Below are 21006 nucleotides of genomic sequence, written 5' to 3'. Positions count from 1 at the left end.
CCAAGCGGCGAGCCGCAGAGTGAAAAGTAGAGCCCCAAAAGCTGCGGTTGATCCCAGACCAGCCCGCACCCTTCCGGAACAGCGCCGTATCCCTTGAAAGGCAACCCATGAATCTGCACCATCTCCTGACTCAGCGCGAGGCCGACGGAAAGCCCATCCGGGTCGGTCTGATCGGCGCCGGACGCTACGGGACGATGTACCTGGCCCAGGCAAACAACATCCCGGGCATCCACGTCGTCGCCATCGCAGACATCAACGTCAAGCGCGCTGAAGGTGCTTTCGAGCTCGTTGGCTGGCCCAAAGACCAGATCGCGCCCGACATAGCAACCGCTTTGAGGGACCGCTCCACCGCGATCGTGGCCAACGCTGACGAGCTTTTCGACGTAGATATCGACATCATCGTTGAAGCCACCGGCAACCCCATCGTTGGTGTCAAGCACGCCCTGCGCGCCATCGAAACGAAAAAGCACATCATCATGGTCACGGTTGAAGCCGACGCCCTGGCAGGGCCCGCCCTGGCCAAGCGGGCAGAAGCAGCCGGCGTTGTCTACTCCATGGCATACGGCGACCAGCCGGCCCTCATCATGGAACTTGTCGACTGGGCCCGCACCAGCGGATTCGACGTCGTCTGCGCCGGCAAGGGCGCCAAATTCCTCGAGCACTACCACGAGATGAACCCCGACAACGTCTGGGAAAACTGGGAATTCTCCAAGGAACTCACCGACTCCGGGCAGCTGAACCCCAACATGCACACCTCCTTCCGCGACGGCACCAAGGCCGCCATCGAAATGGCCGCCGTCGCCAACGGGGCAGGACTGGTCCCCTCTGACACCGGACTGACGTTTACACCGGGAGACGTGGAAGAAATCGCCACAATCTGCCGCCCCGCCGACGTCGGAGGAGCCCTCGCACACGAGGGGACCGTCGACGTCATGTCCAGTGTCAACCGCGACGGGACCTGGATCCCCCACAACACCCAGGAAGGCGTCTTCGTCGTCGTGAAAGCCACGAACGCCTACGTTTCCGGCTGCTTCAACGAATACCCCTGGCACCCGGACCCCACCGGCCAGTACGCCGCCCTGTACCGCCCCTACCACTACGTCGGCCTGGAACTGAACGTATCCATCGCCAACGCCGTCCTCCGCGGAATCTCAACGGGTTCCCCCATCGGATTCTTCGGCGACGTCGTCGCAACCGCCAAAAAAGACCTCAAAGCCGGCGAATACCTTGACGGCGAAGGCGGATACACCGTCTGGGGCCAGCTCGTTTCCGCGAAGCACTCCGTCACCACCGGAGCCTTGCCGGTCGCGCTGGCCCACCACGTCGAACTGCGCAACGACGTAGCCAAGGGCGGAATCGTCCGCTGGGACGACGTCATCATGGACGACTCACTCGCCCAGGCCCTCGAACTGCGCCGCGAAACCGAGGCCCTGGCCCTTGGGGAAAATCTCGCCGTTCCCAGCTAATTCTGAAGAGCACCCTGCGGATGTTCGGCGCGGACTGACGGACTTTAACGGTCGGTCCGCGCCGCGTCCCCAAGGACCAACCCCGCCCTTCAGGGCACCCTCAAAGCAAGGAGAACCCCAACCATGACCGTCGTCGTCACCGCTGCTTTCAACCCGAAGGAAGGCGCCTTCGACCAGGTCGTCGCCGCCCTCTCCCCCGCGATCAGCGAAGTGCACCAAGAGCCCGGCTGCCTGCTCTACGCGATACACGAAGCCCCCAACAACCAGATCCTCATGATCGAAAAATGGGAATCAGCCGAGCTGCTCGACGCACACGGTGCCGGCGAACCGGTCAAACGCCTAAACGCCGCTCTGGACGGCCTCCTGGAAACACCTGTTGTTGTGACCCGGCTTGCGCCTATCCCCGCAGGAACCCCACGGCAAGGACTCCTCTAGTGCACATCGCCCTTGTTGTCATGGGCGTGTCGGGCTCAGGAAAGAGTACCGTCGGCGCCGCCATCGCCGCCCGGCTCGGAGCAACCTTCAAAGATGCTGATGACCTGCACCCCTTGCCGAACGTCCAAAAGATGGCAGCTGGCGTACCGCTTACCGATGACGACAGATGGCCCTGGCTTCGCTTGGTCGGCGCAGAACTCGCGGCAGAACACCCCCACGGCATCGTCGTTGCCTGTTCGGCCCTCAAACGTGCCTATCGTGACGCTATCCGGGCAGCCGCTCCTTCCACCAGGTTCATCCTCCTAAGGGTCGACCCCTCGGTACTGAAGGAGCGCTTGGTCCAGCGCCCAGGGCACTTCATGCCCGCATCCCTTCTCACTTCACAGCTGGAGACACTTGAGGACCTGGAAACAGCCGAAGCCGGAATGACCGTGACATCAGAAGGCGGCATCGAAGCACTCACCGACCAGATCCTCGCAAACTTAGGCGAAGGACACCCCATGGTTCCGGCCGGGATCGATCACACCGAAAGATGAGATTTCAGGGCCGACGCCGCCGAGCGTCTTGGTACGTCAACTCAGGTACACCCAAACCTGACGACGATGGTTGTGACGTTTTTTTACGACTCCGACTCTGGCTTCTAGAAACCAGAGTCACGTGAAGCGCGGCGGTCCACAACCGGCGACAATTCTCATTGGTTACCCACCGCTACTGCTGCCAGGGAGCTAATCCGAGGGCCCCCATTCCCAGCCGTGGATAACCAAAATTGACCCCAGCCGTGGACCGCCCATCGTCTCCCTGATATGCAGAAGCAAGGATGATCCAGATGTGGTCAGCTCGACAGAAGGTCCATTATCGGCCTTTCGAAATTGGCGGGGGAGTGCCCGTCAAAGGGGGTTGCTTTCCTGCCATGCTCTGGCGGAGGAGTTCCTTCCGAGGCCCCCTAATCGCAGCTGCCCAGCAGCGTCTGGTTCACCGAGGGCATGTCGTGAGACAGGCAAGCAGCCCCAAATGTCATCAAGGCCAGAAAGCCTGGAGGGTGATCGGACTTCGCCGTGCGCTTTCGCTCGGCGGTGGCCCGCTGCTCCTGAAATCGACGGACGGCGCGCTCAACGAAACGCCATGCCTTCGGTTCGGGCAGCCGTAAACAGACGGGAGGGAATTGGCGATGTGGTAGCTGGACGAAGGCCATGGCCGAGCTGGCTCGGGTAATGCACTTCGCAACGTAAGGGTCCTGTCAAGAAGTGTGAAATTTGCCCTGTAAGTCGGCCAGCTGCCGCACGATTCGATTCACCAGCGACGCTGGATCCTGGTGGATGTCCACGGCAATGTGGGGTTCATCGGATCCGAGCGGTTCAAGAGTAGCTAGCTGGGAGGCGAGGAGGCTCCCTGGCATGTATTCGTGTTTCCTGCTGCTCAGCCGGTCTGAAATGGTTGCTGCGTCACCGGTGAGATGGATGAACACTGTATTAGGGGCGAAGTTGCGCAGCAGGTCCCGGTAACTGCGCTTGAGCGCGGAGCACGCGATGATGCATGACGGCGCTTCTCCGGCAGGGGTTGCCAGCGCCGTGCCGATTTCGGCGAGCCAGGGTCCGCGGTCACCGTCGTTCAGGGGAATTCCGCCGGCCATTTTGGCCTTGTTCGCGGCCGGGTGGAAGTCGTCGCCGTCGAAGAACGGAACGCCGAGCCGCTCCCCCAGGAGGGAACCGACGGTTGACTTCCCGCACCCCGAAACACCCATTACCACTAGGGGCGGCAGCTGGCTCATGACGCGGTTCCCGCGCCGAAGCTGAGGAGTACTTTGCCGGATTCGGCGGAGTTCCGTGCGACGTCGAAGGCTTCGAGTGCCTGCTCCACGGGGTATTCGTGGGTGATGACGGGGTCGATCTGCAGGGTGCCGTCGGCGAGGGCGGCGATGACGTCGTCGATCTCGTCGTTGAACCGGAAGGAACCCTTCAGCTCCAGTTCCCGGGTGATGGCCAGGGAGATCAGCACCGGTTGCGGGCCGGTGGGCAGCAGCCCGACCATCACTACGGTGCCGCCGCGGGTTGCGCCCTGGATCGCGGAGGCCAGGCCGTGGTGGTTGCCGGAGGATTCGATGACGATATCGGCCTCGACGGCAGCGATCGCTTCAGTGTCGCCGGCCTGCAGCACTTGGTCCGCTCCCGCGGCTTTGGCAATTTCCAGCGGCTTTTCGTGCATGTCGACGGCGGTGATGCGGCTCGCGCCGGCCCGTTTCAGGACTGCAACGGCCAAGGCGCCGATGGGGCCGCTGCCGATGACGAGTGCCGTTTTCCCGGCGATTTCCCCGGCCCGGGCCACGGCGTGCCAGGCTACGGAGGCTGGTTCGATCAGTGCGGCGGTGCGCAGGTCGATGGCGGGTGGCAGTGTCCGCAGCATCCGGGTGGGGAGGTTCACGTACCGGCTGAACGCGCCGTCTTTGTGCGGGAACCGGGCGGCACTGCCCAGGTAGGTGCAGCCCGGGGACAGGTTGGGCCGGTCCGCCGGGTACCGGGCAGCGCCCGGACCGGGTGTTGCCGGATGGACCGCGACTGGTGTTCCGGGAAGCGGCCCGGTTCCGTCGGCAGCGGCTTGGATAACCGTTCCGGAAATCTCATGCCCCAAGACCAGTGGTGCCTTGAGGATGGATTCGCCGGCGGCGCCGTGCAGCCAGTAGTGCAGGTCCGAGCCGCAGATGCCGCCGTAGTGCACCTCGATAACTGCTTCGTCCGGGGCCGGGGCGGTGAGGGTGAGTTCGTCGATCCGGAGGTCACCGGCGGCGTGGGCAACGACTGCAGGCCCGGTAACAGGAAGGACAGGGTTGGGAAGGGACTGCACGCTTACTCCTGGTTCCGGCAGGGCTTCGGTGAAGGCCATCAGACCACCACCGTCATTCCGCCGTCGATAAAGATGGTCTGGCCGTTGACGAAGTCCGAGCCGCTGGACGCCAACCAGACGGCGGGCCCGGCCAGGTCCTGGACCGTCCCCCAGCGGTTCGCGGGGGTCCGGCCGAGGATCCAGGAGTTGAAGGCCTCATCGTCCACCAGGTTCTGGGTCATCTCGGTGTGGATGTAGCCGGGTGCGATCCCGTTGATCTGCAGACCGGACGAAGCCCATTCAGCCGTCATGGCACGGGTGAGGTTCCGCAGTCCGCCCTTGGCCGCGATGTATGGGGCGATGGTGGGCCGGGCCAGGTCGGTCTGGACAGAGCAGATGTTGATGATCTTGCCGTGGCCGCGGGGAATCATAAAGCGCGCTGCTTCGCGGCCTACCAGGAAGGCACTGGTCAGGTCGGTGGAAATCACCCGTTCCCAGTCCTTGACGTCCAGGTCCAGCATGGGCACGCGGTGCTGGATGCCGGCGTTGTTGACCAGGATCTCCAGTGGCCCCACGTGTTCTTCCACCCACGCGACCCCGCGGGCGGCCTCGGCGTCGCTCGTGACATCGAACGCCACGCTGTGCACCCGGCCGGGGGCGAAATCGGCAGCCATGGCGGCAGTTGCAGCCTTGAGCCGCTCCTCGTTGATACCGTTCAGCACCACGGTGGCTCCCGCGTCGGCCAATGCCCGGGCCAGCGCGTTGCCGATCCCCCGGCTGGAGCCGGTGACCAGGGCGACCCGGCCCGTCAGGTCAAAAAGTGAGGTCATGAGAACGGGCCTGCCTGCACCAGGTTGACCGGGGTGTGTCCGGCGGCGAGGGCTTCGAGCTGCTTCCGGAGGAGTTTGATGATCCGCGGCTGGAACGCGGAGGCGTTGCCGCCGACGTGGGGCGTGATCAGGGCGTTAGTGGTGGACCACAGCGGGTGGTCCTGTGGCAGCGGCTCGGGATCGATGACGTCGATGGCGCACTGTAGGCGGCCGGAGAGGACTTCCTTGGTGAGGGCAGCGGTGTCGACAACGGAGCCGCGGCCTACGTTTACCACCAGGGCGCCGTCCGGCAGGGCCGCGAGGACCTCTTCGCCGATCAGCTGGTGGGTGTGTTCGTTCAGCGGGAGCACCGAAACGAGGATGTCGTGGGTGGCGGCAAGTGTGGTCAGTTCTGAGGACGCGTGCACCTCACCGTGCTCATCGGTGCGGGCTGAGCTCCCCACTCGGGTGACGGTGACTTCGAAGGGCTCGAGGCGGCGGGCGATCTCGTGTCCTATCCCGCCGATGCCGACCAGCAGCACGCGCCGGTCCGCGAGGGACTGGCGCCGTTCAGGCCGCCAGAGGCCGTATTGCTGGTCCCGGACTGCTTGGTCGATGCCGCGCAGTTTCGCCAGGATCAGCCCTATGGCGAGTTCCGCGGTCGCCGCCGCGTGGACTCCGGAGGCGTTGGCGACGCCGGCCGCCGGGCCGGCAGCCTCGATGACGCCGTCGTACCCGGTTGACTGCGTCTGGACGAATTTCAGCGACTCGACCTTGGCGAGGGATCCCAACACGGCGCCGGCATCGATGTACGGGAGGATGACGCCGTCGATTTCGCCCATTGTCCCGCCGTCGGGATCCGCCTTCAGGTCCCAGACCACTCCGCGCAGCCCTTCGGGAAGGGGTGAGAGATCGTCGAGGAGCTGCCGGTCGGGGAAGCTGACTGTACGGACTGTTTGCATCGGGAAACCTATCAGTCGGGCGGTTATCGGTGGAGGGGCAGGGCCGCGGTTAGCGCCTGTTGAAGGTGAGGCCGCCGGGAACCTGGAACGTGGGCATCAGCTCCAGCATGCCAACGTTTACGTGCCGGGGTGTTTCGATGGCGTAGTCCATGGCGTTGACGATGTCATCGGTGGTGAGCGATTCGTAGCCTTCGTAGTAGGTCTTCCATGCCTCTTCCATCGCTTCGGGCGTACCGCCCATGTTGCGGCCGAAGATCTCTGTCTCGACGCGTCCGGGGCAGATTTCGGTGACGCGGATGCGCCTGCCCACGGTGTCGTTGCGGAGCTGCCGGGAGACCTGGTGCACCGCGGCTTTAGTGGCGTGGTAGACCGTGTGGCCGTAGAAATTGTAGGTGCCTGCGATGGAGCTGACGTTGATGATGTGCCCCAGGTCGCGTTCCACCATGCCGGGCAGGACCAGCCGGGTCAGTTGGAGCAGGCCGCGGAGGTTGACGTCCACGAGTTCGTCGATGTCGCTCTCGCTCGAGTCCAGGATGTTGCCGGGGCGGGAGACGCCTGCACAGTTCACCAAAACATCCACCTCAAGGTTCCCGACGGCAGCGGTCAGCGCCGCGGTGTCCGTGAGGTCCACGACGTGGGGAACCGCCCCGGTATTGTCCGCCAGTTCCTTCAGGCGCCCTTCGTTGCGTGCCAGGGCGTGGACCGTGAGGCCGCGCTTGGACAGGCGTTCGGCTATCGCGGCGCCCATCCCGGTCGACGCGCCGGTGACGAGGGCAGTTGAGTAATCGGAAAAAGACATGGATAGCTCCTATGGTGCAGTCGAAAACTGCTGGATGAAGGTGGAAGGTTAGGCGTCGCGGAGGGGCAGGTGTGCCCGGTCCTTGACGGTGCTGACGGCGGCCAGCGTGCCCAGCGCGGTAATCACTGCGTAGAAGGCGGGCATGTAGATGTTGCCCGTGGAGGAGATCAGCCAGGTCATCAGCAGCGGCGCTGTACCGCCGAAGAGTGCCGAGGAGATGTTGTAGCCCAAGCCGTAGGCCGAGTACCGAACGCGGGTGGGAAAGAGTTCCACGATCAGGATGTGGATCACTGCCGTGTGTCCGGCGAAGACCACCGCCATGATCGAGGCACCTAGGATGGCGAAGGCCATCTGGCCGGTGGCGATCAGGGCGTAGGAGGGGATGCCCAGGACGGCCATGGCGATGGCCGAGCCGGCGATGACCTTCTTGCGGCCGACGCGGTCCGAGAGGGCGCCCATGAAGGGGATGGCGATGCAGATAACCACCAGGCTGCAGGCGGTGACCAGCAGGGCCTCACCGATGGTGAAGTTGAGCTGCTTGCCCTTCAGGAACGTGGGCATGTAGGAGAACAGGACGTAGTAGCCGGAGCCGTTCATCAGCGGGATGAAGAGGGCCAGCAGCATGGCGCGGCGGTGTTCCGCGGAGGCGAAGGCTTCCTTGAGCGGGTTGGCGGACAGCCCGCCTTCTTCCTTGAGCTTTTCGAAGTTGGGGGTGTCGCTGATGGCCTTGCGGATGTACCAGCCGATGATGCCCATCGGGATGGCCACCAGGAACGGGATGCGCCATGCGAACGCGCCGAATCCGCCGCCGTCGATGGCTGCCTGGGTGAGCCAGGGGGACATGGAGTAGGCAACCAGCGTGCCGGTGAGGAGTGCTGCGAAGGAGGCGATCTGGGCGTAGGAGGTGATGATGCCGCGCTTGCCTTCGGGTGCGTGCTCGGCGAGGAAGGTCATGGCGCCGGCGGCCTCACCGCCGACGGAGAAGCCCTGCAGCATGCGGAGTAGGACGAGCAGGATGGGGGCCGCGATGCCGATGGCGGCGTAGCCCGGCAGCAGCCCGATGCCAGCGGTGGCCACACTGATCAGGAGGATGACAAAGACCAATAGCTTTTGCCGCCCGATCCGGTCTCCCAGGTATCCGCAGACAACCGCCCCGAGGGGGCGGACGAAGAAGGAGACGGCGTAACCGGCGAAGACGAAGAGTAGGGCGTTGTCCGGGTTTCCGGGCGCCAGGAAGACGAGGGCGAGCGTTCCGGCCATGAAGGCGAAGATGCCGTTGTCGTAGAGTTCCACGAAAATACCGACGCAGCCGGCAGTGACGACCTTGCGGGTCTGCTTGTTGCTGAGCCGCTCTTGCGGCTGGGCCGCGTGCGTAGAGGTGGACATGTCTTTCCTTACTTAAGGGATGGTAACAATGCTTTGGGGGTGAGGCGAGGGGGTTTTAGCTTCCGGCGGCCGGTGCCAGTTGTTGCCAGCCGGGCTGGTTGTTCATGACCAGGAGTGAGAACACGGTACTGACGGTGGATCGGAGGTTCTCCAGTTCGCGCAGCGCTGCCCGGTGTTTCGCTGTTGCTTCGGGGACGGTGGTTTTGCGGAACTTGATTTTGTGGCCCGGGCGGGCCTGGGCCAGGACGTCGAGGGAGCGGGTGGTGACGACGGCGAGGACGGGGTAGCCTGCGGTGACTCCGCGGCCGCGGTGCAGGACCAGGAGTTCCTCCCGCGATGGCACCTCGACGGCTCCCACCGGGACGCCCCGGGACAGTACCTCAGCGGTGGACTGGCGTTCCGGAAGCGCTCCGCCGAGCCGCAGGCCGATGTGGTTGCTCCGGCCGCTGACGGTGTATTCGGTGTTGTAGAGCAGGTCCGCGGTGCCCCCGAACTCATTCACGTCGGGGCCGTCCGTGACCTCCACTACTGCGGTACTGGTGAATTCCGGCCGGGTCAGGCCCAGGCGGAACAGCGGGAGGTCGAAGTACGGCTGCCGGATGGGCGGGACGCTGCGGAAAGCCTTCAGTTCGGTGCCTTCGGTGAGCCGCAGGCCGAATCCGACGACGGTGTCCGGGGCGCAGCTGCCGAGGAGGACCGGTGCCTGCACGGAGCCGTGAACGGCGATGTAGGCGCGCAGTCCGCCGTTGATCCCGCGCAGTGTCACGGTCTCCCCTGCCCGGACGGATACGGGCTCCCACTGCTGGCACTCGCGCCCGCCCACTGTGAGGTGCAGTGGTGCGCCGGTGACGGCAATAAGGATGTCAGTAGTGGCGCGCATGCGGAAGTCCAGGGCGGTGACCTCCAGCAGCGGCGCGTTATCGCCGTTCGCAACCAGGATGTTGGCCGCCCGGGCTGAGAACTGGTCCAGTGCGCCGTTCACGGGCAGCCCGAACCGCGGGCCACGGAAGCGTCCGAGATCTGTGACCACGGAGTGGCCGGGCTGCTGGATGATCAGGGAGCCGCTCATCGTGCTGCCTCCAACTTGCGGCCGGTGAAGGCCGCGAACTCTTCGGGCTGGATCTGGTGGAAGCGCAGCACATCGCCCGGGACATAGGGAACCAACGGCTCGACCGCGGCGTCGAGGACGGTGAGCGGGGTCTGGCCGATGACGCACCAGCCGCCGGGTGCCACTGCCGGGGCGATGACTGCCTGGCGCCCCGCTACCGATACCGCACCTGCAGGGACGGACACCCGGGGGTCCTTCAGCCGCGGCACGGGGAAGGGAAAATTGGGGCCGTCCATCATGGGCGAGCCGGCGGGTGCACCGAGACAGCGGATCACGTAGGACTTGGCTGTGTGAAGCTCGATGACCTTTTCGACGGATAGCTGCTGCTGCTCGGCTACGCACTCCAGGTCGGGGCCGTACTCGCCGCCATACACCACGGGGACGTTGAACTCTCTGGGTGTACGGGCAGGGGTTCCGGTGAATTCGAGCTGGCGCAGGCCCAACAGGATGAAAGCCCGGACCTGGCGTGCGGATGTGACGCCGGGATCAAATTCCACGAGCAGGGAGTCGTACGTCGGCACCGCGCCGTAGACGCCGTCGGCCCCCACCACCTCAAGCCATGCGGCGAGGGCGTGGACGGTGCCCCAATTGGCCTCCCGGTCCGGGGATGAAGCGACGACGCGCAGTGCGGCGTCCCCGGATTCGAACACCTCCACCGGAGGCAGCGCTGGAGCTGGCGTGGCGGGCATGTCAGACAGCTTCCACTTTGGCTGCCAGGACTTGGGCGAGGGGTGCGATGGTTACGCCTGCTCGTTCCAGTTCTGCGCGGACCTGCTTGGCCAGTTGAACCGCGCCCGGGGTGTCCCCGTGGAGCAGGATGGTGTCGGCGACGATCGGCAGGTCGGTTCCGGCGACGGTCTCGATCAGCCCTTCGCAGACCATACGGATGGTGCGGTCCACGATGATTGAGGAATCGTGGATGACAGCACCTGGGCGGCTGCGCGGCACGAGGGTACCGTCCGCCTCGTAGGCCCTGTCTGCGATTCCCACGATCCCTACCGGAAGCCGGCGGGCTGCGGCCGCGTCGGCAAGCTCGCCGTCCTGTGCCAGGACGATGAGGTCGGCGTTGATGCGGGCGGCGGCGTCAGCCACGGCTTCGGCGTAGTCGGCGCGGGTGGCTACGAGGTTGCCGAGGCGTCCGTGCGGGGCGAGGTGTGCGACGCCGGCGCCGTGGTAGGCGGCGAAGGCACTCAGGGCCCCGAACTGGTACAGGACGTCGTTGCGGACTTCGTCTGCGGTTAGGTCCATGGCGCGGCGGCCGAAGCCCCGCAGGTCCGGAAAGCTGGGGTGCGCCCCGATGCTGACGCCGCGGCGCACGCATTCAGCAACGGTGGCGTTCATGATGTCCGGGTCTCCGGCGTGGAAGCCGCAGGCGATGTTGGCGCTGGACACCACTTCGAGCAGGGCCGCGTCATCGCCCATGGAGTAGGCGCCGAAGCCTTCTCCGAGATCTGCAACGAGATCAACGATGGGTCCCATGTGAGCCCTCCTTCAGGGGTGTTGGCGCAGCGCTGGCACGAAGGCACAGCGTCAGATGCCGGAAGCGGAAGTTTCGGGACCAGCCGGGTGAAGCCTGGCTCCCGTGGCCCGGATTACCGGGCGTGTAGAAAAAGTCTGACACCGGGACTTTGATCACACAAAGACGTAATCGGTGTCACGGGATAGGTGCCAGTTATGACCTGCACCCGTCCTGGACGACGTCCTGCCCGGCCCGCTGTTGCGGACCGGGCAGGTTTTTTCGTTGTGCCGGTTGGGCAGGGGTTTTGGCTTTCGTTCGGACGGAGCCTTAGCGCAGGGCTTTGCGGAGTCCCATCACGCGTTCGACGACGACCACCACCGCGAGGGAGATCAGGATGAGGATCACGGACAGGGCGGCGACGGCGGCATCGGCGGAGTTTTCCACGTATCTCAGCACCTGAACGGGCAGGGTGGGCAGGCCTGATTCGGCCACGAACAGCGAGATCACGGCTTCGTCGAAGGAGACGATGAAGGCAATAACGCCGCCGGCGATCACGCCCGGCTGGATGATGGGCAGGGTCACGCGCCGGAAGACCGTCCAGGAGTCCGCACCGAGGATGCGGGCGGCCGCTTCACAGGATGTGTCGGTGGTGGCAAGGCTCATCAACGTGGTCCGGATGACGAACGGGATGGTGATGGCGACGTGGCCGATGATGATGCCGGCATAGGTGTTGTTCAGCTCCAGCGGACCGAACAGCAGTACCATGCCCAGGGCCAGGACGATGCTGGGGATCAGCAGCGGTGACAGGAAGAACGACTGGACGGCTGCCTTGGCCTTGAACTCGAACCTCTCCAGCGCCAGCGCTGCCGGTACGCCCAGGGCCAGGACGATGAGCGTGACGATGACGGCTACGATCAGGCTGACCTTCATGCCCTCCATGAACGTGCTTTCCTGCGGCAGCATCTCGTACCACTTCAAGGTGAACCCTTCCGGCGGGAAGGACAGGTACTGGTTGGAGGCGAAGGACACCACGAAGACGATCAGCAGTGGCGCCAGCAGGAACAGGTAGAGCAGGAACACCAGCAGCCCGAATGCTGGTTTGGCGGGGTTGAAGCGTGGCTTGAATACCTTGATGTCGCTCACGGTCTCAGCCTCCGATCTTCTTGGTGAGGCGCTGGTAGATTGCGATGATCAGGCCGAACAGCACCAGCAGGATGACGGACAGGGCGGCTGCAAACGGCCAGTTCAGCAGACCGGTGGTTTGGTCGTAGATCTCGGTGGCCAGGACCTGCACGCTGCCGCCGCCCAGGAGCCTCGGCGTGATGAACGTACTGATGGAAAGCACGAATACGAGCAGGAACGCGGTCAGCAGGCCCGGAAGGCACAGCGGGAGCGTGACCCGGGTGAAGACCTTGAACTTGCTGGCTCCCAGGGAACCGGCCGCCTCCTCGAGTTGGGGGCTGAGCCGGCCGAAGCCGGAGATCATGGCCAGGATGGCGTAGGGCATAAAGATTTCCACCAGGCCGATGGTCACGCCGGTCATGTTGTTGGTGAGCTTCAACGGGGTGTCGATCAGGCCGAGTCCGTCCAGGGAGGAATTGACCAGCCCGTTGGTTCCGAGGATGACCATCCAGCCGTAGGTGCGTACCACTGCCGAGGTAAGCAGCGGAGCGATGGCGATGGCGATGAGCAGGCCGCGGTACTTGCTGGTGCTGCGAGCCAGGAAGAGTGCCACCGGGTAGGACACCAGGACGCACAGGATGCCTACGGTGACGCCCATCTGGAAGGTGTCCAAGGTGACGCGCCAGTAGTAGGGGTCGGTCAGGGGCTGGATGTAGGTGTCCAGCGTGAACGTCTCAATGATGACACCGTCCGGGGCGCCCTCGTTGAAGGACATCCGGATCATGTAGGCCAGCGGGAAGACAAAGCTGACCAGCAGGCCGAGAAGACCGGGCAGCAGGAGCGCGAGGTAGGTGCGCCGGTTGCGCCGTTCGGTGGCTTTTTCCAGCTCTCCCTCGCCCCCGGCGGGGGGTTTGTGGATGACCGGAGTCTGGAGGAGGGTCATGCCGCGAGCCTTTCCGCGGGGGCTGGCAGGAGGTAGGCGTCTTCCGCTGCCCAGGAAAGGTAGGCGGCATCGCCGATCCGGGGCAGGTCACCGCTGTTGGTCAGCATTTGGGCCTGCAGTTGCTGGTCACCAACGCGTACGGCCACAGACAGCGCGTCACCGGTGTAACTCACCCGTTCTATGGCCCCGGTCATGGGTGCCCGGGCAGCTCCCGGCTGAAGTGCGACGCCCAGCCGGTGCGGCCGGATGACCAGTTCATGCGTGCTGCCGGAAAGCCCTGAAGCGCCTATGGCACCGAACTGGCCCAGGCCTTCCACGTCGACCTTGTAGTAGCTTTCACCGGACTGGTTTGCCGGTCCGGTTTCAGCGCCCACCCGGGCAGTGAGGAAGTTGGCCTGGCCGATGAAGTTAGCCACGAAATGTGTGCGGGGGCGTTCGTACACCTCTGTGGGGGAACCGAATTGTTCGATCAGGCCGCCGTTCATGACGGCGATCCGGTCGGCCATGTCCAGGGCCTCGTCCTGGTCGTGGGTAACGAAGAGCGTCGTAGCTTTGGTGCGCTGCTGGATGGACCGGATTTCGGTGCGCATGGTTTCGCGGAGCTTTGCGTCCAGGTTGGACAGCGGTTCGTCCAGCAGTAGCAGGGTGGGCTCCACTACCAGGGCGCGGGCCAGTGCGATGCGCTGCTGCTGCCCACCGGAGAGCTCCTTGGTTTGGCGCTTGCCAAGGTGGCCCAGCTGGACCATATCCAGGGCCGCTGCCACGCGGGCTTTTTGTTCTGATTTGGGGGTTTGGCGCATTTCCAGGCCGAAGGCCACGTTCTGTTCAACGTTCATGTGTGGGAAGAGGGCGTAGGACTGGAACACCATGCCCATTCCGCGTTTGTTGACGGGGGTATGCGTGATTTCCTTGCCGTCCACCACGATGGAGCCGGCGGTCGGGTCCATCAGGCCGGCAACCATCCGCAGGGTTGTTGTCTTGCCGCAGCCCGACGGGCCGAGGAGCGCCACCAGGTGCCCCTCCTCCACTTTCATGTTCAGGCGGTCGACGGCCGGCTCCAGACCTGCTGCATATCTTTTGGTCAGATTTTCGATCGACAGTTTTGATTCAGTCACGGGGATTCAGTTCTCCTGAAGGGAAAGTTGGGAGGGGCACCCGGGGTGCTATTTGGTGATGATTTCGCGCTTCCAGGTATCGGTCCACTTGTCGCGGGCCGAGGACAGGAATTCCACATCCAGCGGAACGACGTTCACGAGGCCGTCGGTGGGTACCACGCGGTCCTTCACATCTGCGGGCAGTTCCGCGTTGGTGACGGAGGGTGCGTAGAACAGAGCTTTGGCAAATGCGGTCTGTGCCTCAGCAGAGAGTGCGTAGTCCACAAATGTCTTGGCGGCCGCGGCTTGCGGGGCGTCCTTTACCAGGTTGATGGTGTTGATTTGGTAGACCGTGCCTTCCTCGGGGAAGGTGACGCCCATCTTCTTGTTGCTCTGGTCGCTGTAGAACTGGCCTCGCGCGTTCTGGCCAAGGCCGAGCACCGTCTGGCCGGTAATTACGTTCTGGTACTCGTCCGGGTTGGGCGCAAAGGTTTGAACACCTGGCGCCATCTCCTTCAGGCGGGTCACGGCGGCGTCGATGCTCTTGGTGTAGTCCTCACCTTCCATCTTCGAGGTGATGGCGGTCAGGGACAGTCCCAGCAGGGACGGCGGGGCGTTGACGTTGATTTTGCCCGCGTAGGCCGGATCCCACAGCACCTTCCAGCTCTCGGGCGCCGTCGGGAACGTGGCGGTGTCGTAGAGAAGCCCGACAGCGTCCAGCATGGCCACGGGGCCGTACCCTTCCTTGTCCCGGAACTTCTCAGGGACGTTCGCCAGGTTCGGAACGCTTGCCTCGTCCACTTTTTCAAACAGGCCCTGCTTGTTGCCGGTGGTGGAGACCGAGTTGTCCATGATCGCCACGTCGGTTGCGGGGTTGTTCTTTTGGCCCTGCAGTGCGCTGAGCATCTCAGCGGAGGACCGCTTGGACGAGTAGTTGATCTTGATGTCCGGGTACTTCGCCTGGAACGGTTCGATCACTGCGGCGGTGTACTGGTCCTGCCACACACCGGAGTAGGCGATCAGGTTCACTTCACCTGACGTGGCGCTGCCGCTGCTGGCGGCTTCGTTGCCGCCCCCGCAGGCAGACAGTGCCAGCACCGCCGCGGAAAGCGCGGCCACGGCTGCCATTTTGCCTTTGATTGTTGTTCGCATTTGTCATCTCTTTCTAAGGAAGAATCCGTTTACTGTTGCCGGCGGACTCTTGGGTGCTCCGATGTTATGGAGTGCATATTTCGGAAATGTTAAGGAAAACGTTTATGTCAGTAAAAGCCGCTTTTATGCAGAATGCATCTGACGCCATCACAGAATTGCATGTCTGCCCGGAGGGGTAGAATGTACTGCCAGTGAAATAGCGATCTGAACTCAACCTAGTGTCAGAGATGTGCATCACACAAAGACCAGTTGCATATCCCTTCATAGCATCCGGTTATGACCTATACGGGTTCAGGACGCCGCAGAGAGAGAAGGCGGCATGGATACGCGGAAGCTTGCGTACTTTGTGCAGATTGTGGACTCGGGAAGCATCACCAAGGCCGCGGCGGCGCTGCATGTGGCCCAGCCGGCACTGAGCCAGCAGGTGTCAGCGTTAGAGGCTGAGCTCAAGCAACGACTGCTGATCCGCAGCAAGCAGGGTGTAACACCCACTGCCGCCGGACGCACGCTGTACAGGCACGCCCAGTCCATCCTGCGCCTCGTCGACCAGGCGAGGCTGGACGTCGCCAAGTCCGGGGCAGCACCGTCAGGGCGCGTTTCCATTGCGATCGCGCCGTACAGCATGGCATCAAGTCTGACGCCCAGGATCATCACCGAAGTGGCCAGCAGGTACCCCGACATCACCCTGCACGTCACCGAAATCTATGGCGGCGTGCTCAGCGAAGCCATCAAGAACGGCCGGCTGGACATGGCGCTCATCTACGAGCCGGGCGCGATCCGCGGCGTCCAGTTCACCACGATGATCGTGGAAGATCTCCACTTTGTCGTCAACGCAAAAAGAGCAGACGTTAACCATGCAGACGGTCAGATCTCCCTTGAAGAGGTGGCCCGCCACGGGCTCTTCCTGCCCGAGCAAATCCACACCCTTCGCCAGGCCGTGGAAGCCGGTTTCACCAGCAAGGGCCTGAAGATCCTGCTCGTGGGTGAAGTGGAATCCGTTCCGTCGCTTGCCCGGCTGCTGCGGGCGGATTTGGGCGCCACCATCTTGCCCAAGTCCGCCGCGGACGCCCTCTTCCACGAAGAGGACTTCCATGTACTGCGCATCAAGGATCCGGCGCTTCAGTGCAAGATCGCCCTGTGCACGCCTGACCATGACCCTCTTTCCGAGGCGGCAGCCGCGGTTCTCCTGGTGCTGAAGGAAATGCTCCAGGAAATGCTCAGTACCAAATACGCAAGATAGCCGCTCCATACCGTTCGCTTATTGGGGCACGCATCATTCGTCTTAGCGCCCTTACGCTCCTGATCCTAAGATTAATTCATGACCGGGAAACAGCGGTCAATTCATTCTTTTAAGGATTAATTGGGAGTAAACCGTGAAAAAAATCAACACCCTCCGGAAAATTTCGGGAAACAGCCGGGGTTTGATGGCTAAAACCGGTTTCCACTGCCCCGCAAACGGTTTTTGGCGTCCGGAGGACCGCTCCATGGAACCTGTCTTCGTTTTCGAAGGCAGCATCATGCCAGCTGGCAGGGGTGGATCCACGCTATGGCTCCTCGAGGACGCCGTGGTCGGTCCTCCAACCCACGTGCTTCCACAGCGGTAAACCGCTACTTTGCACTACTTCTCCGGGGAGGGCCCGGTGTCTGTCCAAGGCGCCGGGCCTCCCTCTTGTGTTGGAGGGCGCGTCCAACAGGGAGGGCATGCCGGTGCCGCCGCCCGGGCATACCCGGACGGCGGCAGCACTGGTGCTGCTAGGCCTGTTCGACCAGCAGTCCCTTAACTTTCAGGACCTCGGTCAGGTTGCACAGGTCGATGGTGGTCCCCCCGGCCTTGTACAGGCCGATGAGCTCACGCTCGGCGTCTTCACGTTCCTGTGAGAGACGGATGACTTCCTCAATTTCTTCCTTGCGGACTACCACCACCCCGTCAGCATCCCCGCGAAGGACGTCGCCGGGGTAGATGATCTCGTCCCCGAAGACCACCGGGTGGTTGATGGGGCCGATGGTTTCCTTGACGGTGCCCTTAATGCAGATGCTGCCGGAGAAAACGGGAAGCCCAAGTTCAATGAGGTCCTGGGTGTCGCGGACGCCGGAATCCGTCACGAGGCCGGCCAGTCCTTTGGCTTTCATCGCGTTGCCAAGGACGTCGCCGAAGGTGCCGGCTTCCTCGTACTCCCCTGCGGCGGCCAGGATAACGTCACCGGGCTGTGCATAGTGGATGGCAACCTGCAGCATGAGGTTGTCCCTCGGTGCGCAGCGGACCGTGGTGGCGGGGCCGCAGAAGGACATGGACCTGTCGATGGGCTTGATCCGTGAACTGAGGGCTCCCTTGCGTCCCTGTGCCTCGTGGATGGTGGCTGACGAAAATTTCGCGAGCCGGCTGACGGCCTCCGCGTTGGGGCGGTCGATGGTGGTTTTGACGTGAATCACGGCGATTTTCCTTAGGTGGGTTGGGTCAGCTGAGGGCCTGGACGGCCTTGTCAATGGCAGCGATGGATTCTTCGATAATGTCCAGGCTCGTGGCGTAGGAGACGCGGAAGTACGGGCCCAGTCCGTAGGCAGATCCCTGGATGACCGCCACAGAGGCCTCATCGAGCAAGTACAGGACAAAGTCCTGGTCATCGCGGATCACGGTGCCGGCCGGAGTCGTCTTGCCGATGACCCCCGCACAGTTGACGTACGCATAAAACGCGCCATCCGGCGTCGTGCACGACAGGCCGTCCACCGCGTTCAAGGCTGCTACGGTGGTATCCCGGCGTCTGCGGTACGTTTCAACGCTTTCCTGGACAAAGCCTTGGTCGCCCGTGAGCGCAGCGGCCGCTGCTGCCTGGCTCACCGAAGAAGGGCAGGAGGAGATCTGGGACTGCAGCTTGTTGATTGCAGCAATCAGCGGCGCTGGACCGGCTGCATACCCGAGCCGCCAGCCGGTCATAGCGTAGGCCTTGGACACGCCGTTCACCGCCAGAACCCGGACCTTGAGTTCCTGGGCCACCTCAACCAAACTCGCAAGCTTGCCTTCGCTAAAGTAGATCTGGTCATAAATTTCGTCGGTCAGGACGTAGACCTGCGGGAAGGCGGCCAGAACGTCAGCGAGTGCCCGCAGTTCAGTCCGCGAGTAGACGGCGCCGGTCGGGTTGGACGGTGCGTTGAGGATGATCCACTTGGTGCGCTGGGTGATCGCGCTGGCCAAAGCGTCGGGCGTGAGCTTGAACCCCGTGTCCTCGCCACAGGGAACGATGACGGGTGTCCCTTCGTTGGCCAGGACCATGTCCGGGTAGGAGACCCAGTAGGGGGCGGGGATGATTACCTCATCACCGGCATTGAGGGAAGCCATGAAGGCTGTGAAGATGACCTGCTTTGCTCCACCACCGATGGTGATCTCAGCCGGCGTGTAGTGCAGACCGGTCCGGAGTTCAAGCGTCTGCAGGATCGCCTTCTGTAGGGCCGGGGTTCCCGTGACTGACGTGTACTTGGTTTCGCCACGGCGGATGGCTTCGACGGCGGCTGCCTTGATGTGCTCAGGGGTGTCAAAGTCAGGCTCACCGACTGTCAGGTCGAGGATGCGTCGCCCTTCTGCTTTCAGCTCACGCACACGGGCCGCGGCGGCCACGCTGGCGGATGACTTGATGCGGGATACCCGCGATGCAGGTTCAAATTTAGGCATGGTCTCTTCCTAAGGAGTCAGGAGCCGAGCGGTACTCGTTTCCTTCGACCCTAGGGACAACGGGCTGGTATGGATAAGACCTAAAGTGCGTGGACGGATAAGCGTCCCTTATGGCTAGCTGACCCACAGTTTCCGGTTATGGGTCCACGCACTATTGGTATTTCCGCGGGAACGTCCATCTGTCTAGCCTTTGAATTTGCCCATCCGGCAGTATCCGAAACCGAGGAGTGCTCTTGGCCGTAGAACATCACGCCGGGAGCGGTTATTACCGCTACCGGAGAAAACCCAAACCTGACAAGACAGCGCTTGAGGCGGAAAAGCTTCGGAAGCTGCTCAAGGCGAATCGGGCGCGGCTCGCCTTCATCGCAAGCAGCAGCCGCCCCCTGTCCGGGCGCCTGAACCAACACGTCGCGCAAGCACTCTGCGATGGAATGAAGGTCACTAGGTTAGCCAAAGCCGCGGGACTGTCGCGATGGACCATCAGGACCATTGGGCTGTCCTACGATGACCTCGTGCCATCAGGCGAACCGCCCGAAAATCAATGTCTCCTGATTGAGTCGCTCAGGGCCGAGCTGGCGCAGCTCGAGAAATCGAAGGCAGTCCTAGAGGGACAGCGGCTGAAGTTACTGGCTGCGGCACGGCGCCTTGGAGCTATGGACGACTTCGAACTCGCCGCACTTAGCGGACTCCACAACGAGGCCATCCGCAAGCTGACCCGGGGCCTTCAGCCTCAAACATTGGCGTAGGACGAAATGTGCAGTGCTTGGATGAGTTTTAGCTAAACACCACAGAGCCCACCAGAGCCAGTTACAAAACTCTGGTGCACCTCGCCGTCGACAACCAAGGCTTACGAAACTGCAGAAGCACTAGGAATTACTTCTCCGCTCTACCGTGAGACAGTACGGTGCCGCCACCCACAGCCGGGGACAATTCTCATAGGTTATCCACCGCTACTGCTGCCGGGGAGCTACCCCAACGGCTCCGAATTCCCAGCCGTGGATAACCTGAATTGACCCCAGCCATGGACGGATTAGAGTCGCCACCAGTTCCGGCCGTGTGATCAGCAAGCACGGGTTTGCCCGGCCGAGGCAGGTTGACGGAATCACGGTTATCGGCTCTTCTAAAGACGGCTAGGGGAGAGGTCTAAGGCACTGGACGCCAGCGTCTGGGCCGCGCCCGGTCCTTGTTATTGGCGCGGTCGGAGAGCAGGAACGCCCGCGTGCTCGGATCTGCCCCGCAGGCGGTAATCACACGACTTGAAGGTGCTGTTGTTGAACGCGGAGGCGCTCCTCAATGATGCCGATATTCTTTAGGGTGACTGCCGAGCAGGAGAACGCTACCAAGCTGAATACGGTGGATGCCAAGGCACTCGCGAAGAAGAAGACGCGGCCGGCGGGGTACATGAAGAGGCCGTACATTTCCATGGCCAACACTGCCCCCGTGGCAGTTGGCAGGCTGCGGAGAGTCATTTCCAGCAAAGCGCGGAGCCGGGAGAGCTCTCCGCTCCAATCGCTGAAGATGCTTGCGATTGGAAGCACTCCGGAGCGGATGGCGTAGCGGAAAACGTCGGCATGTGCATCCGGCAAAGCGCTGATCGGTTCGGGTGCCGGCGATGGCCGGACCAGTGCAAGGAGCCCTCCGGCGAGCAGCGCGAACGTACCGGGCAGGTGGTCCAGGTACGTTGTGTCCGGATGGAGTTCAAGCTGCAATACCAAGCAGCAGGGAAGACCAAAGACGACCCCGGCAGCCAAAGCCCACTGCAGCATGACTGTGAACGTTTTCATCCGCCG

21 protein-coding genes are annotated in these 21006 nt (G+C 63.1%); 5 read left to right on the top strand and 16 right to left on the bottom strand.

Going from position 1 to position 21006, the window contains the following annotated elements:
• The first annotated feature begins 107 nt into the window (after nucleotides 1-107).
• The 3 genes from AC5RT4_RS04620 (at nucleotide 108) to AC5RT4_RS04610 (ending at nucleotide 2437) form a co-directional block, all read left to right on the top strand.
• The gene (locus tag AC5RT4_RS04620; RefSeq protein ID WP_494104989.1) at nucleotides 108-1466 is read left to right on the top strand and encodes an NAD(P)H-dependent oxidoreductase; all 1359 of its coding nucleotides are present in this window, start codon (nucleotides 108-110) and stop codon (nucleotides 1464-1466) included.
• Nucleotides 1467-1589: 123 nt separating this feature from the next.
• Entirely contained in the window at nucleotides 1590-1901 is a 312-nt protein-coding gene (locus AC5RT4_RS04615) for a putative quinol monooxygenase (protein ID WP_494104988.1), read from the top strand.
• A 20-nt stretch (nucleotides 1902-1921) separates the two neighbouring features.
• On the top strand, nucleotides 1922-2437 hold the full coding sequence (locus tag AC5RT4_RS04610; protein WP_494105143.1) for a gluconokinase: 516 nt from the start codon (nucleotides 1922-1924) through the stop codon (nucleotides 2435-2437).
• Between the two features lie 701 nt (nucleotides 2438-3138).
• Here AC5RT4_RS04610 and AC5RT4_RS04605 read toward each other — a convergent pair.
• The 13 genes from AC5RT4_RS04605 to AC5RT4_RS04545 all read right to left on the bottom strand — a co-directional run bounded on the left by AC5RT4_RS04605 (nucleotide 3139) and on the right by AC5RT4_RS04545 (nucleotide 15552).
• Nucleotides 3139-3669: a gluconokinase gene (locus tag AC5RT4_RS04605; protein ID WP_494104987.1), complete on the bottom strand. Its 531-nt coding sequence runs from the start codon at nucleotides 3667-3669 to the stop codon at nucleotides 3139-3141.
• Nucleotides 3666-4778 (bottom strand): L-idonate 5-dehydrogenase, encoded by a 1113-nt coding sequence (locus AC5RT4_RS04600; RefSeq protein WP_494104986.1) that lies wholly within the window; start codon nucleotides 4776-4778, stop codon nucleotides 3666-3668. Before AC5RT4_RS04600 ends, AC5RT4_RS04605 begins: the two co-directional genes overlap by 4 nt.
• Complete coding sequence (locus AC5RT4_RS04595; protein WP_494104985.1) at nucleotides 4778-5548, bottom strand: SDR family oxidoreductase; 771 nt, start codon at nucleotides 5546-5548, stop codon at nucleotides 4778-4780. Before AC5RT4_RS04595 ends, AC5RT4_RS04600 begins: the two co-directional genes overlap by 1 nt.
• The gene (locus tag AC5RT4_RS04590) at nucleotides 5545-6489 is read right to left on the bottom strand and encodes a 2-hydroxyacid dehydrogenase (RefSeq protein WP_494104984.1); all 945 of its coding nucleotides are present in this window, start codon (nucleotides 6487-6489) and stop codon (nucleotides 5545-5547) included. The genes AC5RT4_RS04595 and AC5RT4_RS04590 overlap by 4 nt, the downstream gene beginning before the upstream one ends.
• 49 nt (nucleotides 6490-6538) lie before the next feature.
• The gene (locus tag AC5RT4_RS04585) at nucleotides 6539-7288 is read right to left on the bottom strand and encodes an SDR family oxidoreductase (protein WP_494104983.1); all 750 of its coding nucleotides are present in this window, start codon (nucleotides 7286-7288) and stop codon (nucleotides 6539-6541) included.
• A gap of 48 nt (nucleotides 7289-7336) precedes the next feature.
• On the bottom strand, nucleotides 7337-8674 hold the full coding sequence (locus AC5RT4_RS04580; RefSeq protein WP_494104982.1) for an MFS transporter: 1338 nt from the start codon (nucleotides 8672-8674) through the stop codon (nucleotides 7337-7339).
• A gap of 55 nt (nucleotides 8675-8729) precedes the next feature.
• Nucleotides 8730-9743, bottom strand: coding sequence for a 5-oxoprolinase subunit C family protein (locus AC5RT4_RS04575; RefSeq protein ID WP_494104981.1), 1014 nt, complete (start codon nucleotides 9741-9743; stop codon nucleotides 8730-8732).
• On the bottom strand, nucleotides 9740-10471 hold the full coding sequence (locus AC5RT4_RS04570) for a 5-oxoprolinase subunit B family protein (RefSeq protein WP_494104980.1): 732 nt from the start codon (nucleotides 10469-10471) through the stop codon (nucleotides 9740-9742). Before AC5RT4_RS04570 ends, AC5RT4_RS04575 begins: the two co-directional genes overlap by 4 nt.
• Nucleotide 10472: 1 nt before the next feature.
• Nucleotides 10473-11261, bottom strand: coding sequence for a LamB/YcsF family protein (locus tag AC5RT4_RS04565; protein WP_494104979.1), 789 nt, complete (start codon nucleotides 11259-11261; stop codon nucleotides 10473-10475).
• 307 nt (nucleotides 11262-11568) lie between these two features.
• Nucleotides 11569-12384: an ABC transporter permease gene (locus AC5RT4_RS04560; RefSeq protein WP_494104978.1), complete on the bottom strand. Its 816-nt coding sequence runs from the start codon at nucleotides 12382-12384 to the stop codon at nucleotides 11569-11571.
• Nucleotides 12385-12388: 4 nt separating this feature from the next.
• Entirely contained in the window at nucleotides 12389-13306 is a 918-nt protein-coding gene (locus AC5RT4_RS04555) for an ABC transporter permease (protein WP_494104977.1), read from the bottom strand.
• Nucleotides 13303-14421: an ABC transporter ATP-binding protein gene (locus AC5RT4_RS04550; protein WP_494104976.1), complete on the bottom strand. Its 1119-nt coding sequence runs from the start codon at nucleotides 14419-14421 to the stop codon at nucleotides 13303-13305. Before AC5RT4_RS04550 ends, AC5RT4_RS04555 begins: the two co-directional genes overlap by 4 nt.
• Nucleotides 14422-14469: 48 nt before the next feature.
• Nucleotides 14470-15552 (bottom strand): ABC transporter substrate-binding protein, encoded by a 1083-nt coding sequence (locus AC5RT4_RS04545; RefSeq protein ID WP_494104975.1) that lies wholly within the window; start codon nucleotides 15550-15552, stop codon nucleotides 14470-14472.
• A 319-nt stretch (nucleotides 15553-15871) separates the two neighbouring features.
• Between AC5RT4_RS04545 and AC5RT4_RS04540 the strand changes: the two genes are divergently transcribed.
• Nucleotides 15872-16792 carry a LysR substrate-binding domain-containing protein gene (locus tag AC5RT4_RS04540; RefSeq protein ID WP_494104974.1) on the top strand — a complete coding sequence of 307 codons (921 nt, stop codon included), beginning with the start codon at nucleotides 15872-15874 and terminating at the stop codon, nucleotides 16790-16792.
• 512 nt (nucleotides 16793-17304) lie between these two features.
• Here AC5RT4_RS04540 and AC5RT4_RS04535 read toward each other — a convergent pair.
• Together AC5RT4_RS04535 and AC5RT4_RS04530 are read right to left on the bottom strand one after the other, a co-directional pair.
• Nucleotides 17305-17982 carry a 4-carboxy-4-hydroxy-2-oxoadipate aldolase/oxaloacetate decarboxylase gene (locus AC5RT4_RS04535; RefSeq protein ID WP_494104973.1) on the bottom strand — a complete coding sequence of 226 codons (678 nt, stop codon included), beginning with the start codon at nucleotides 17980-17982 and terminating at the stop codon, nucleotides 17305-17307.
• 25 nt (nucleotides 17983-18007) lie between these two features.
• Complete coding sequence (locus AC5RT4_RS04530; RefSeq protein WP_494104972.1) at nucleotides 18008-19216, bottom strand: aspartate transaminase; 1209 nt, start codon at nucleotides 19214-19216, stop codon at nucleotides 18008-18010.
• 233 nt (nucleotides 19217-19449) lie between these two features.
• Between AC5RT4_RS04530 and AC5RT4_RS04525 the strand changes: the two genes are divergently transcribed.
• On the top strand, nucleotides 19450-19962 hold the full coding sequence (locus tag AC5RT4_RS04525) for a hypothetical protein (RefSeq protein ID WP_494104971.1): 513 nt from the start codon (nucleotides 19450-19452) through the stop codon (nucleotides 19960-19962).
• A gap of 501 nt (nucleotides 19963-20463) precedes the next feature.
• Here the strand turns inward: AC5RT4_RS04525 and AC5RT4_RS04520 are convergent.
• Nucleotides 20464-21000 (bottom strand): hypothetical protein, encoded by a 537-nt coding sequence (locus AC5RT4_RS04520; protein WP_494104970.1) that lies wholly within the window; start codon nucleotides 20998-21000, stop codon nucleotides 20464-20466.
• Nucleotides 21001-21006 lie beyond the last annotated feature (6 nt).

The sequence above is a fragment of the Arthrobacter sp. sptzw42 genome, assembly GCF_059089685.1.
This window is presented reverse-complemented; position numbering and strand designations above follow the sequence as displayed.

Coding starts and splice junctions, on each gene's coding strand:
- AC5RT4_RS04520 (WP_494104970.1), bottom strand. CDS start 21,000: ATGAAAACGTTCACAGTCATGCTGCAGTGGGCTTTGGCTGCCGGGGTC.
- AC5RT4_RS04570 (WP_494104980.1), bottom strand. CDS start 10,471: ATGCCCGCCACGCCAGCTCCAGCGCTGCCTCCGGTGGAGGTGTTCGAA.
- AC5RT4_RS04610 (WP_494105143.1), top strand. CDS start 1,922: ATGGGCGTGTCGGGCTCAGGAAAGAGTACCGTCGGCGCCGCCATCGCC.
- AC5RT4_RS04590 (WP_494104984.1), bottom strand. CDS start 6,489: ATGCAAACAGTCCGTACAGTCAGCTTCCCCGACCGGCAGCTCCTCGAC.
- AC5RT4_RS04565 (WP_494104979.1), bottom strand. CDS start 11,261: ATGGGACCCATCGTTGATCTCGTTGCAGATCTCGGAGAAGGCTTCGGC.
- AC5RT4_RS04575 (WP_494104981.1), bottom strand. CDS start 9,743: ATGAGCGGCTCCCTGATCATCCAGCAGCCCGGCCACTCCGTGGTCACA.
- AC5RT4_RS04620 (WP_494104989.1), top strand. CDS start 108: ATGAATCTGCACCATCTCCTGACTCAGCGCGAGGCCGACGGAAAGCCC.
- AC5RT4_RS04600 (WP_494104986.1), bottom strand. CDS start 4,778: ATGGCCTTCACCGAAGCCCTGCCGGAACCAGGAGTAAGCGTGCAGTCC.
- AC5RT4_RS04615 (WP_494104988.1), top strand. CDS start 1,590: ATGACCGTCGTCGTCACCGCTGCTTTCAACCCGAAGGAAGGCGCCTTC.
- AC5RT4_RS04545 (WP_494104975.1), bottom strand. CDS start 15,552: ATGCGAACAACAATCAAAGGCAAAATGGCAGCCGTGGCCGCGCTTTCC.
- AC5RT4_RS04530 (WP_494104972.1), bottom strand. CDS start 19,216: ATGCCTAAATTTGAACCTGCATCGCGGGTATCCCGCATCAAGTCATCC.
- AC5RT4_RS04585 (WP_494104983.1), bottom strand. CDS start 7,288: ATGTCTTTTTCCGATTACTCAACTGCCCTCGTCACCGGCGCGTCGACC.
- AC5RT4_RS04595 (WP_494104985.1), bottom strand. CDS start 5,548: ATGACCTCACTTTTTGACCTGACGGGCCGGGTCGCCCTGGTCACCGGC.
- AC5RT4_RS04580 (WP_494104982.1), bottom strand. CDS start 8,674: ATGTCCACCTCTACGCACGCGGCCCAGCCGCAAGAGCGGCTCAGCAAC.
- AC5RT4_RS04555 (WP_494104977.1), bottom strand. CDS start 13,306: ATGACCCTCCTCCAGACTCCGGTCATCCACAAACCCCCCGCCGGGGGC.
- AC5RT4_RS04540 (WP_494104974.1), top strand. CDS start 15,872: ATGGATACGCGGAAGCTTGCGTACTTTGTGCAGATTGTGGACTCGGGA.
- AC5RT4_RS04605 (WP_494104987.1), bottom strand. CDS start 3,669: ATGAGCCAGCTGCCGCCCCTAGTGGTAATGGGTGTTTCGGGGTGCGGG.